This is a genomic window from Mycobacterium sp. TH-M15 (genome assembly GCF_057473705.1).
Genome location: NZ_JBYCLB010000570.1, coordinates 1 through 12,282, shown reverse-complemented (window position 1 = coordinate 12,282; position 12,282 = coordinate 1). Strand labels below are relative to the sequence as shown.

The following is a 12,282-nucleotide window of genomic DNA, read 5'->3' as shown; positions in this document are numbered from 1 at the left end:
ATGATCAGCGAGCGGGCCGGGGTGTCGGTGCGGACGTTCTTCAACTACTTCCCGAACAAGGAAACGGCGGTGGTGTTGCCGTTCCCGGCGTTCGACGCCGCGCTGAGCGACGTGCTGCGGAGTGGGCCGGGCGCCGACGGCCTGTTCACAGACCTGGCCGACCTGGTGATCAACCACGTCGCCCGGCACACCGAGATCACGGTCGGACTGGAGACGTTGATGCCGATGATCTGTGAGACCCCGGCGCTGCTGCGCCGGCACACCAGCGAACTGGCGCAGCTGGAGAGCCAGCTCGGCGGGCTGATTGCGCAGCGCCTCAAGCTGGCCGCCGACGACCGGCGGATCGAGGTCATCGCCGCCGCCGTGATGGCGTCGGTGGCCGCGGCCATCCGACGGTGGTCCCGCAACCCGGGGCAAGGCGACATGTTCGACGAGATCCGCAGCTGCGTGATGCTGCTCGGCCCCCTCCCGCACCACTGAACACCGCGAGCTGAAAGCGAAGACCGATTCTTAGCGCATTGAAACGCGCCTGGCTGCCGCTGGTCGTCGTCGCCGTGACGGCACTGGCGGGCTTCGCCGGCTACCGGATTCACGGGGTGATGGCGCCGAAGGCGGCCACCGCCGGCTTTATCGACGAGTCCCGGCCGGTCATCCCCAAAGACGTCATCTACGAGGTGTTCGGACCGGAGGGCACCACCGGGCAGGTGAACTTCCTCGACGAACACTCGCAGCCGCAGCGTGCCGACTTCACCACCCTGCCGTGGTCCTACACGATCTCGACGAAACTGACCTCGATCTTCGCCAACGTCGTCGCCCAGGGCGACAGCCCGTCGATCGGCTGCCGGATCACGGTCAACGGCGCGGTCCGTGACGAGCAGACCGTCGACACCCACAACGCCCAAGTCTTCTGCCTGGTGAAGTCGGCATGAGCACTGTCAAGCACTCCCGCATCGCGCGTTTCATCCACCGCCTGCCGCTCGTCGTCGTACTGGTCTGGCTGGCGCTGACCGTCGTCGTCAACGTCGTCGTGCCGCAGCTCGAAGAGGTCGGAAAGGCGCACTCGGTGTCGTTGGCGGCCAAGGACGCCCAGTCCTACCAGGCGATCAAACGGCAGGGCGCCAACTTCGAGCAGTTCGACTCCGACAGCATGGTGATGGTGCTGCTGGAGGGCGACCAGCCGCTCGGCGACGACGCCCGCACCTACTACCGCGGCCTGGTCGACAAGCTCAAGGCGGACCGCGAGCACGTCGAGTACGTGCAGGACTTCTGGGGTGACCGGATCACCGCCGGCGGCGCCCAGAGCATGGATGATCACGCCGCCTACGTGCAGCTGAACCTGGTCGGCGACCAGGGCACCACCACCGGCAAGGACTCGGTGCAGTCGGTGCGCGACATCGTCGACGCCAGCTCCCCGCCGCCCGGGCTGACGGTCTACGTCACCGGCCAGGCCGCGCTGACGATGGACATGAACGACGCCGGCGACAAGAGCATGCTCAAGATGACCGGCATCACGTTCCTGGTCATCACGGTCATGCTGCTGCTGATCTACCGCTCGATCACGACCGTAATGCTGATCCTGGCCACGGTCTTCGTCGAGCTCGGGGCGGCGCGTGGGGTGGTCGCGATCCTCGGACACTCCGAGATCATGGGGCTGTCGACGTTCGCGGTGAACCTGCTGACCTCGCTGGCGATCGCGGCCGGCACCGACTACGCGATCTTCTTCATCGGCCGCTACCAGGAGGCCCGGGCGGCCGGCGAGGACCGGATCTCGGCCTACTTCACCACCTATCACAGTGTGTCGCACGTCGTGTTGGGCTCGGGCCTGACGATCGCCGGCGCGACGTTCTGCCTGAAGTTCACCCGGTTGCCGTACTTCGAATCGTTGGGTGTGCCGTGTGCGATCGGCATGCTGGTGGTGGTCGCCGCCGCGATGACAATCACCCCGGCGGTGCTGCTGCTCGGTACCCGGTTCGGGCTGCTGGAATCCAAGCGGAAGCTGGAATCCCAGCGCTGGCGCCGGATCGGCACCGCGATCGTGCGCTGGCCGGGACCGATCTTCGTGGTGACGATGATCGTCGCGCTGATCGGCATCGGGGTGCTGCCGTCGTACTCGGTGAACTACAACGACCAGTACTACATCCCGGACAGCCTGCCCTCGATCCAAGGGTATGAGGCGTCGTACCGGCATTTCTCCAAAGCGCGGATGAACCCGGACATCGTGCTGATCGAGGCGGACCAGGATCTGCGGACGCCGGGCAACATGCTGGTGCTGGACCGGATCGCGAAGAACATCTTCCGCCTGGACGGCATCGACAAGGTGCAGAGCATCACCCGGCCGCTGGGGGCGCCGATCGACCACAGTTCGGTGCCGTTCCAGCTGAGCATGCAGTCGGTGCCGATCACCGAGAACCTGGACTACCTCAAGGGTCGGATGGCCGACATGCTGCACATGACCGACCAGCTCGGTTCGATGATCGAGATCATGGAACGCATGCACTCGCTGATGTCCGAGCAGGCCGGGGTCACCCACGACATGGTCGGCGACACCACCGAGATGAAACAGGTCACCGACGAGATGCGGGACCACATGGCCGATTTCGACGATTTCTGGCGGCCGATGCGCAACTACTTCTACTGGGAGCCGCATTGCGGGGGGATCCCGATGTGCTGGTCGCTGCGGTCGATCTTCGACATGACCGACGGCGTCGACCAGCTCGACCAGAAGATGACCGACATGCTTCACGACTTGGAGCACATGGACACGCTGATGCCGGAGATGGTCGCCCAGCTGCCGCCGATGATCGCGATCTCCAAGGACATCCGCGCCACGATGCTGACGATGTACAGCACGTTCAACGGGATGATCACCCAGATGGCGCGGATGACCGACACCGCCACGGTGATGGGGCAGGCGTTCGACGCGGCCCGCAACGACGACTTCTTCTACCTGCCGCCGGAGGCCTTCGACAACGCCGACTTCCAGAAGGGGCTCAAGCTGATGGTCTCCCCGGACGGCAAGTCCGCGCAGATCATCGTCACCCACGAGGGCGACCCGGCCGGCAACGAGGCGCTGGCCAAGACGCAGGAGGAGTTGAAGGCCGCCAAGGCCGCGGTCAAGGGCACCCCGCTGCAGGGCTCGCGGATCTACGTCGGCGGAACCGCGCCCACCTATCACGACATCGGCGAGTTCCTGAAGTACGACATGATGCTGGCGGTGATGGCGTCGCTGTGCCTGATCCTGATCATCATGCTGGTGCTGACCGGCAGCGTGGTGGCGGCGTTCACGATCGTCGGAACCATCGCGATCTCGCTCGGCTCGTCGTTCGGGCTGTCGGTGCTGATCTGGCAGCACGTCCTCGGCTTGGAGCTGCACTGGTTCGTGCTGCCGTTCACCGTGATCATCCTGCTGGCGGTGGGGTCGGACTACAACCTCCTATTGGTGTCGCGGTTCAAGGAGGAACTGACCGGGGGGCTGAAGACGTCGATCATCCGCGGTGTCGGCGGCTCCGGCAGTGTGGCCACCCAGGCCGGGCTGGTGTTCGCGTTCACGATGGGCGCGATGATCACCAGCGACCTGACCGCGATCGGCCAGTCCGGGACCGCCATCTGCTTGGGCCTGCTGTTCGACACCTTCATCATCCGGGCGTTCATGACGCCGTCGATCGCCGCGCTGCTGGGCCGCTGGTTCTGGTGGCCGATCAAGGTGCTGCCCACCTCGTCGCTCACCCGCGAGCGGGCGGGCACGCAACCGGTCGGCCCCGACCCCGACCCGGATACCGACGCGGCGACCAGCAGAATCCCGGTGCCGGTCTAGCGGGGTCTAGCGGCCGTCCCGCCAGGACAGTTGCACGCCGCTACCGGAGAGCCAGCGGTGCAGGTCGTAGCCGTTTCGGGCCAGACCGTCGACGGCGGCGACCGCGTGCTCTATCGCTCGCTGCGCGGCGTCCGGGCTCAACCGCCGGCTGCGCACCGCGGCCATCAGTTCGTCGGTGTCGGTGAGTTCGACGCCGATCCCGGTGTGCACCACCAGGTCGAGGTAGTGGTCCTGCGAGTGCCAGACCGTCTCGCCGGCGGTGTATTCGCCGACGTCGAGGTAGAAATCCTGGTCCCGTTCGAAGCCCGGGTTGAAATGGAAGATGCTGGCCCGCAGGCCCAGCTCGGGCAGCAGCCACGACTCCAGGTAGTGGAACTGCGTTCGACCCGGTGTCGGCCGGGCCAGGTATAGACCCCAGGGCCGCACCGTGTAGACGTCCACCGCGCGGACCACCCCTTTCGGGTCGGTGTTGGTGCGCGCGACCAGGTCGAATACCTCCCGCTTCGGCGGATGCACTGCGATTGCTCTCCTTTCCCGGCCGTTTCCCGGCCGCACCGGATGTCTGCGGTACGAATTACCCTGGTTCCGTGGCTTTCGCAACAGAGCATCCGGTCGTCGCGCATTCGGAGTACCGCCCCGCCGGTGATGCCGTCGAAGGGCTGGTGCGCACCGGCGCCCGGTTCGAGGTGGTCAGCGAGTACCAACCGGCCGGCGACCAGCCCGCCGCCATCGACGAGCTGGAACGCCGTCTCAGAGCCGCCGAGCATGACGTGGTCCTGCTCGGCGCCACCGGCACCGGCAAGTCGGCCACCGCCGCCTGGCTGATCGAGCGGCTGCAACGGCCCACGCTGATCATGGAGCCGAACAAGACGCTAGCCGCGCAGATCGCCAACGAGCTGCGGGAGATGCTGCCGCACAACGCGGTTGAGTACTTCGTGTCGTACTACGACTATTACCAGCCGGAGGCCTACATCGCCCAGACCGACACCTACATCGAGAAGGACAGCTCGATCAACGACGACGTGGAACGGCTGCGCCACTCGGCGACGTCGAGCCTGCTGTCCCGCCGCGACGTGGTGGTGGTGGCCTCGGTCTCCTGCATCTACGGCCTGGGCACGCCACAGTCCTACCTGGACCGCTCGGTCGAGTTGCGGGTCGGCGCCGAGGTGCCCCGGGACGGGCTGCTGCGGCTGCTGGTCGACGTCCAGTACGCCCGCAACGACCTGGCGTTCACCCGCGGCTCGTTCCGGGTCCGCGGCGACACCGTCGAGATCATCCCGTCCTACGAGGAACTGGCCGTGCGGATCGAGTACTTCGGCGACGAGATCGAGGCGCTGTACTACCTGCACCCGCTCACCGGCGACGTCATCCGCAAGGTCGACTCGCTGCGGATCTTCCCGGCCACCCACTACGTCGCCGGCCCGGAGCGGATGGCGCACGCCATCACCACCATCGAAGAAGAGCTCGCCGGCCGCCTCGCCGACCTGGAGCGGCAGGGCAAGCTGCTGGAGGCGCAGCGGCTGCGGATGCGCACCAACTACGACATCGAGATGATGCGCCAGGTCGGGTTCTGCTCCGGCATCGAGAACTACTCGCGGCACATAGATGGGAGGCCGGGCGGATCCCCGCCCGCGACGCTGCTGGACTACTTCCCGGAGGACTTCCTGCTGGTCGTCGACGAGTCACACGTCACCGTCCCGCAGATCGGCGGCATGTACGAAGGCGACATGTCCCGCAAGCGCAACTTGGTCGAGTACGGGTTCCGGCTCCCGTCGGCCTGCGACAACCGCCCGCTGACCTGGGAGGAGTTCGCCGACCGGATCGGCCAGACGGTGTACATGTCGGCCACCCCCGGCCCGTACGAGCTGAGTGCGTCTGCCGGCGAGTTCGTCGAGCAGGTGATCCGCCCGACCGGCCTGGTCGACCCGAAGGTGGTGGTCAAGGGAACCAAGGGCCAGATCGACGACCTGATCGGGGAGATCCGCCAGCGGGCCGAGGCGGATCAGCGGGTGCTGGTGACCACGCTGACCAAGAAGATGGCCGAGGATCTCACCGACTACCTGCTGGAGCTGGGCATCCGGGTGCGTTACCTGCACTCCGAGGTCGACACCCTGCGGCGGGTGGAGCTGCTGCGTCAGCTGCGGCTCGGCGAGTACGACGTGCTGGTCGGGATCAACCTGCTGCGCGAGGGTCTGGACCTGCCGGAGGTGTCGCTGGTCTCGATCCTGGACGCCGACAAGGAGGGCTTCCTGCGGTCGTCGCGCAGCCTGATCCAGACGATCGGCCGGGCCGCCCGCAACGTCTCCGGCGAGGTGCACATGTACGCCGACTCGATCACCGACTCGATGCGCGCGGCCATCGACGAGACCGAACGGCGCCGCGCCAAGCAGATCGCCTACAACGAAGCGCACGGCATCGACCCGCAGCCGTTGCGCAAGAAGATCGCCGACATCCTGGACCAGGTCTACCGGGAAGCCGCCGATACCGCTGATGGCGCAGCCGCCGGGCCGGTCCCGGTCGGCGGGTCCGGCCGCAACGCATCCCGCGGCCGGCGGGCTCAGGGTGAGCCGGGCCGCGCGGTCAGCGCGGGGGTGTTCGAGGGCCGCGACACCGCGAACATGCCGCGCGCCGAGCTGGCCGACTTGATCGACGACCTCACCGAACAGATGATGACCGCGGCCCGTGATCTGCAATTCGAACTGGCCGCCCGGATCCGGGACGAGATCGCCGATCTGAAGAAGGAACTGCGTGGAATGGACGCGGCGGGGGTGAAATGACGACGTGGAAAACAGGGGGGATGTTCGCGTCCTGCCGGCATCCGTGATTGACTTCGCACAGTGGTGCAACTAGTGGATGAAACGGTCATCGCCACCGGCAGTTGGCATGAGCTCCTCGGCAAGAAATTTCGCGGGATCTCGGCTGTGCTCGCCGGTGGCGTGGTGCTGTATGCCACCAACGAGTTTCTGGTAGTCAGCATGTTGCCCGGTGTGGTCAAGGAGATCGGTGGCGACCGGCTCTACTCCTGGGCGACCACGCTCTACCTGGTCGGGTCGGTGGTGGCGGCCGCCACGGTCAACGCCGTGCTGGGGCGCGTCGGGGCGCGCCGAGCGTATCTGGCCGGCTTGGTCGCGTTCGGCAGCGGATGCGTGGTGTGTGCGCTGGCGCCGGCGATGGAGGTCCTGCTGGTCGGACGGACCCTGCAAGGCATCGGCGGCGGCCTGCTGGCCGGACTCGGTTACGCGCTGATCAATGCGGCCCTGCCGGCAGCGCTGTGGACCCGGGCCTCCGGGCTGATCTCCGCCATGTGGGGGGTCGGCACGCTGGCCGGGCCGACGGTGGGCGGCGTCTTCGCCCAACTGCACGCCTGGCGATGGTCGTTCGGGCTGATGGCGTTGCTGACCGTGGCGACCGCGGTCCTGGTCATCGCGGTGCTGGTCCCGGGCAGCGCCGATCACCGGGGTGTGCCGATGCGGATACCGGTGCGGTCGCTGTTGCTGCTGGGTGCCGCGGCACTGCTGGTCAGCGCCGCGCAACTACCGCACAGCCTCACCCTGGCCAGCGGTCTGCTTGCCACCGGCGCGCTGCTGCTCCTGGTCTTCGTGGTCACCGATCGCCGGGCACCCGCGGCGGTGCTGCCGCGCAGCGTCTTCCACCCCGGCCGGGAGAAATGGATCTTCCTGGCGCTGGGGCTGCTGATGGCGATCACCAAGGCCAACCTGTACGTACCGCTGCTCGGTGAGCGGATGGCCCACATGTCGCCGGCGACGGCCGGGTTCCTGGGTGCCGCGGTGTCGAGCGGCTGGATGATCAGTGAGGTCGCCAGCGCGTCACTGAGCCGGAAGCGATTGATATCCCGGCTGGTGGCGTTCTCGCCGCTGGTGGTGTGCGCCGCCCTGACGGTGGCGGCCGTCACCCGGATGAGCAGCTACGATCCCAACCCCACCAAGGTCAAAACGGTCTGGGCGCTGGCGCTGCTGGTGGTGGGCCTCGGAGTCGGGGCAGGCTGGCCGCACCTGTCTGCGTGGGCGATGAGCTGCGTCGACAGCCGGGCCGAGGGTGGCACCGCCGCCGCGGCGATCAACACCGTGCAGTTGATCTCCGGCGCCTTCGGCGCGGGGATCGCCGGATTCGTGTGGAACACCTCGATGAGCGCCGACATGCCGGCCGCGCGCACCTTGTTCGCGATGTTCGCCGTGTTCGCGCTGCTGAGCTGCGTGGTCACCTACCTGGCCAGCCGCGGCTCGGCCGAGCGACTGGAAGCCGTGGAGGCGGCGGAGGCCGAAGCGACAGCCTGAAGCGGCTCGACGTCACCGGGTGAGCTTGACGACCTGGCTGAAGCTGAACTGCCACCGCTCGACCGGGTGGAAGCCCAGGCGGCGAAGTATCTGACCGGCCGGGGTGCGGGCGAAGACGGGCCCCGGCGGCGGCACCGCACCGGCCTGGTGGGCCGGCAGCGTGCGGTCGTGGTTGGTGATCGCCCAGATCGCGGTGCACCGGTCGAACGCATTGGCGACCGTCCAGACCGCGACGTGCCCGTCCCACAGTCGGCCGACCGCCGGGCCGCGCAGCCCCCGGCCGGGATCGACGAGTTTGACGAACGCATCGGACCGGGCCGCCCGCAGCGCCCGGATCGGTCCCGGGCGCCATCCGGCGGTGTTGTCCACCAGCAGACAATCGCCGGCCGCGGCGTGGGCGCCGACCAGGTCCGCGACCTGGCTGTAGTCCCAGCCTTCCTTGGCGTGCCGATCACGCTGTGTGACAAGGTAGTTGGGTGCGGCCGCGGCGGCGAACGACACCACCAGGGCCACGACGGCGGCCGGTTTGCCGGCGATCGTGGTGACACCGATCGCGAGCAGCACGGCCATCGCCGGCGCGGTGCAGATCAGGTAACGCGGGTAGTAGACCGGGGTGCCCACCGCCGAATAGGCCAGGGTGAGGATGGTCGGGATCAGCATCCAGGCGACGCAGATGATCGCCAGCTGCGCCGGCCTACCGGGTGGTGGCCGGCGTACCCCGGCCCACCGGGCTGCCGTCGCGGCCACCAGCACCGCCCCGGCCAGCAGAGCGAACGGCGCGCTCTTGTCGAAGTACTGCTCCTCGGCGACCTCGGTGATGCTGCGCCAGCCCGGTGTCGAGATCCAGCCGACCTGCCAGATCTGCTCCTGGCTCAGCAACAGAAACGGGGTCAGCGCGGCAACCGCGGAACCCGCCGCGACGGCCCACCGGATGACCGCGGACCGTCGGTCCGACACCACCCGGACCAGCACGGCATGCGCGGCGACCACCAGCACCGAGAACGTGTTGAGCAAGGCGGCCACCACGATCGACAGGCCGTAACCCAGCCAGATCCGGGTGCTGTTGCGGCGCGCCGCGACGACACCCAACTCGGTCAGCCACACCGCGGCCATCGCGGCGAATGCATAGGGGCGGGCCTCGATTCCGGCCCAGGTCATCCGCGGCAGCACGGCGAACAGCGCACCCGCGCAGAGCGCGGTGCGACGGGCGCAGAACTGTCTGGACAACACCGCCACGCCGGCCGCGCCACCGCCGACAGCCAAGGCACTCGGCAGTCGCGACCAGAACTCGGTGGCGGGGAAGACGGCGAACCAGCCGTGCATAAGCAGGTAGTAGAGGCCGTGCACCGCATCGATATTCGTCACCAACCGGCACAGCTCGGAGAGCGAGCGGTTGGCCGCCGCCGAAATCGTGGCCGCCTCGTCGAACCAGAGCGACGGGCGATTGGCAGCGGCGCCGCCGACGACCGTGCCCAGCGTCGCGGCCAGCGTCGGGTCCGACCAGCGCGCGCGGGCTGGTCGGCGGTCGGGGCGATCCCGGGTGCGGTCCCGATCCGGGGTCGGTACACAGTTCATGCGGGTCGATGGCGTCCGGCCGCTTCCTGCGGTGAACAAAATCTCACGGTACGCCGCGGAGCGCGGTCCGGCAGGCCCGCGAAGAGCGCGTCGGCCGGTCCGGACGGTGGGACTCGCGGCGGCCCGCGATCGACGCGCCGGCCGTGTGTCGTCAATCGCATCCATGACGGTCGGTCGGCACGCTACTGTTCCCGATGGCGCTTGCAACTAGTCACTGGGAGGACGCATGAGCGGCTATAAAACCGTGGTGGTCGGCACAGACGGCTCGGACTCGTCGCTGCGCGCCGTCGACCGGGCGGGCCAACTGGCTTCCGGGCCCGACGCGAAGGTGATCGTCGCCAGCGCGTACCTGCCCGCCAACGACGACCCGCACGCGGTCGACGTGCTGAAAGACGAGAGCTACCAGGCGTCCGGCACCGCTCCCATCGACTCGATCCTGCGGGAGGCCGCCGAGCGGGCCACCGCAGCCGGTGCCACCCTGGTGGAGAAGCGGCCGATCATCGGTGCGCCGGTGGAGGCGCTGGTCGAGCTGGCCGAGCGGGTCAAAGCCGACCTGCTGGTGGTGGGAAATCTCGGCTTGAACACCATCGCCGGCCGGCTGCTCGGATCGGTGCCGGCCAACGTCTCCCGGCGCGCCAAGGTGGACGTGCTGATCGTGCACACCACCGGCTGATCCGGCGGCAGCGGCCGCAGTCGGCCACTCGTCCGGGTGATCACCACCGCAGGATGCGTTTTCTCCGAGGTGGTGCTGCTGGGGATGCGGGCGCGGCCGACGCGGGCGCGCGGCGGCCAGGACGCGTACCGGGATTACACCGGCCGATCCGCGGGGTTTACGCCGAACGACCACCCGTGTTCGCGGCTGGTGCTAGCCTTTTCGACACCCGATTCGGGATTCACGCTCCGGGGGGATAGAGAAGTGATGGTATTGGCCACGGTCCTCATGTTCGCTGCGCCTCTGATGCTCGTCACCCTGATCGCGTCGATGGACACCGCGGACGGCCGGGCTCGGCAGCGGACGAAGAAAGCCAAGAATGCGGAGAAGCCGTGGCAGGCACCGAAGACAGCCCCGCCGGCCACGTTTCTGGACGTGTACACGGCTGAACTCGTGGCCCACCATGAGTGGATGAGGGATCACGAAGTGGCCCAGCGGTCCCCCAAGCGGCGCGGCTACTGGACCGAACTGTACCTTCGACAGCTCGCGGACGACGAGCGTCAGGGCATCCCCGAGAAGCCATGAGCCAAGCGGGGCCGACCAGCCGAACGGCGCGATACGTGTTCCGCGCGGTGGACGTCGCCTGCGGTGAACGCGGGCTACCAGCCGCGCTCGCGCCACGAGCCCAGGTGCGGCCGCTCGGCGCCCAGCGTGGTGTCGTCACCGTGGCCGGGGTAGACCACGGTGTCGTCGGCGAACCGGTCGAAGAGCTTCGTCGTCACGTCGTGGAATAGTGCCTCGAACTCGGCCGGCTTCGTCGTCTTGCCCACCCCGCCCGGGAAGAGGCAGTCGCCGGTGAACAACTGGGTCACCCCGTCGGTCGCCGGCCCGCTCAGCGCCAGCGCCACCGATCCCGGGGTGTGGCCGCTCAGGTGGATCACGTCGAAGGTCAGGTCGCCGACCGCGACGGTGTCGCCGTCGGCCAGGATCCGGTCTGGCACGACCGGCAGCGGGTCGGCGTCCAGGCGGTGCGCCGCGGTCGGCGCGCCGGTGGCCTCGGCCAGCGCCGCCAGCGCCTGCCAGTGGTCGAAATGCTGGTGGCTGGTGATGATCAGCGAGACCTTCGGCGCGTCTTCGCGCACCAGGCCGATCAGGGTCTCGGCATCGTTGGCGGCGTCGATCAGCAGCGTCTGGCCGGTCGTCGTGCACGTCACCAGGTAGGCGTTGTTGTCCCACGGCCCGACGGACGCCTTGAGGATCGTGGCGCCGGGAAGGGTGCGCCGGGCGGCGGCGCCGGGGTCCACATGGCCGGTGTAGTTGTCGTCGAGGGTTGTCATGATGGCCACGTTACTGACCGACTGCGGCCCGCATAGAGTGGTTGGGTACGTCGGGTGAAGGGGCAGGCTTGGCTGACCGGCTGATCGTCAAGGGTGCGCGCGAACACAACCTGCGCAGCGTCGACCTTGACCTACCGCGGGACGCGCTGATCGTGTTCACCGGGCTGTCCGGATCCGGGAAGTCGTCGCTGGCGTTCGACACCATCTTCGCCGAGGGGCAGCGCCGCTACGTGGAGTCGCTGTCGGCCTACGCCCGGCAGTTCCTCGGCCAGATGGACAAACCGGACGTCGACTTCATCGAGGGACTGTCGCCGGCGGTCTCCATCGACCAGAAGTCCACCAACCGCAACCCACGCTCGACGGTGGGCACCATCACCGAGGTCTACGACTACCTGCGACTGCTGTACGCGCGGGCCGGGTCGCCGCACTGCCCGGTCTGCGGTGAGCGGATCGCCCGCCAGACCCCGCAGCAGATCGTCGACCAGGTGCTGGCCTTGGACGAGGGCACCCGGTTCCAGGTTCTGGCCCCGGTGGTGCGCACCCGCAAGGGCGAGTTCGCCGACCTGTTCGAGAAGCTGAACGCCCAGGGCTACAGCCGGGTTCGGGTGG

General features: G+C 68.2%; 10 protein-coding genes and 1 pseudogene. 8 read left to right on the top strand and 3 right to left on the bottom strand.

What is annotated here, in order from left to right; genetic code table 11:
• The 3 genes from AC2VNT_RS13990 to AC2VNT_RS13980 all read left to right on the top strand — a co-directional run.
• Positions 1-480, top strand: a 480-nt coding sequence (locus tag AC2VNT_RS13990) for a TetR/AcrR family transcriptional regulator (RefSeq protein WP_486947434.1), incomplete at its 5' end; no start/stop codon positions are given.
• A 38-nt stretch (positions 481-518) separates the two neighbouring features.
• Positions 519-929, top strand: coding sequence for an MmpS family transport accessory protein (locus AC2VNT_RS13985; protein ID WP_486947433.1), 411 nt, complete (start codon positions 519-521; stop codon positions 927-929).
• Positions 926-3,814 carry an MMPL/RND family transporter gene (locus AC2VNT_RS13980; protein ID WP_486947432.1) on the top strand — a complete coding sequence of 963 codons (2,889 nt, stop codon included), beginning with the start codon at positions 926-928 and terminating at the stop codon, positions 3,812-3,814. Before AC2VNT_RS13985 ends, AC2VNT_RS13980 begins: the two co-directional genes overlap by 4 nt.
• 6 nt (positions 3,815-3,820) lie before the next feature.
• Here the strand turns inward: AC2VNT_RS13980 and AC2VNT_RS13975 are convergent, their stop codons facing one another.
• Complete coding sequence (locus tag AC2VNT_RS13975) at positions 3,821-4,330, bottom strand: ribonuclease FAU-1 family protein (RefSeq protein ID WP_486947431.1); 510 nt, start codon at positions 4,328-4,330, stop codon at positions 3,821-3,823.
• A 71-nt stretch (positions 4,331-4,401) separates the two neighbouring features.
• Here AC2VNT_RS13975 and uvrB point away from each other — a divergent pair, with 71 nt between their 5' ends.
• Positions 4,402-6,591 carry an excinuclease ABC subunit UvrB gene (uvrB, locus tag AC2VNT_RS13970; RefSeq protein ID WP_486947430.1) on the top strand — a complete coding sequence of 730 codons (2,190 nt, stop codon included), beginning with the start codon at positions 4,402-4,404 and terminating at the stop codon, positions 6,589-6,591.
• 72 nt (positions 6,592-6,663) lie between these two features.
• Positions 6,664-8,109, top strand: coding sequence for an MFS transporter (locus tag AC2VNT_RS13965; RefSeq protein ID WP_486947429.1), 1,446 nt, complete (start codon positions 6,664-6,666; stop codon positions 8,107-8,109).
• A 12-nt stretch (positions 8,110-8,121) separates the two neighbouring features.
• On the opposite strand, the gene AC2VNT_RS13960 is transcribed toward AC2VNT_RS13965, so the two are convergent.
• Entirely contained in the window at positions 8,122-9,684 is a 1,563-nt protein-coding gene (locus AC2VNT_RS13960; protein ID WP_486947428.1) for a glycosyltransferase family 39 protein, read from the bottom strand.
• A 226-nt stretch (positions 9,685-9,910) separates the two neighbouring features.
• On the opposite strand from AC2VNT_RS13960, the gene AC2VNT_RS13955 reads away from it, so the two are divergent.
• Both AC2VNT_RS13955 and AC2VNT_RS13950 read left to right on the top strand, forming a co-directional pair.
• Positions 9,911-10,357, top strand: coding sequence for a universal stress protein (locus tag AC2VNT_RS13955; protein WP_486947427.1), 447 nt, complete (start codon positions 9,911-9,913; stop codon positions 10,355-10,357).
• Between the two features lie 36 nt (positions 10,358-10,393).
• On the top strand, positions 10,394-10,921 hold the full coding sequence (locus tag AC2VNT_RS13950; protein WP_486947426.1) for a hypothetical protein: 528 nt from the start codon (positions 10,394-10,396) through the stop codon (positions 10,919-10,921).
• 74 nt (positions 10,922-10,995) lie between these two features.
• On the opposite strand, the gene AC2VNT_RS13945 is transcribed toward AC2VNT_RS13950, so the two are convergent.
• On the bottom strand, positions 10,996-11,673 hold the full coding sequence (locus AC2VNT_RS13945) for an MBL fold metallo-hydrolase (protein ID WP_486947425.1): 678 nt from the start codon (positions 11,671-11,673) through the stop codon (positions 10,996-10,998).
• A gap of 68 nt (positions 11,674-11,741) precedes the next feature.
• Here AC2VNT_RS13945 and AC2VNT_RS13940 point away from each other — a divergent pair.
• Positions 11,742-12,282: pseudogene (locus AC2VNT_RS13940) on the top strand (excinuclease ABC subunit UvrA); the annotation flags it as partial.

Coding starts and splice junctions, on each gene's coding strand:
- AC2VNT_RS13955 (WP_486947427.1), top strand. CDS start 9,911: ATGAGCGGCTATAAAACCGTGGTGGTCGGCACAGACGGCTCGGACTCG.
- AC2VNT_RS13980 (WP_486947432.1), top strand. CDS start 926: ATGAGCACTGTCAAGCACTCCCGCATCGCGCGTTTCATCCACCGCCTG.
- AC2VNT_RS13960 (WP_486947428.1), bottom strand. CDS start 9,684: ATGAACTGTGTACCGACCCCGGATCGGGACCGCACCCGGGATCGCCCC.
- AC2VNT_RS13945 (WP_486947425.1), bottom strand. CDS start 11,673: ATGACAACCCTCGACGACAACTACACCGGCCATGTGGACCCCGGCGCC.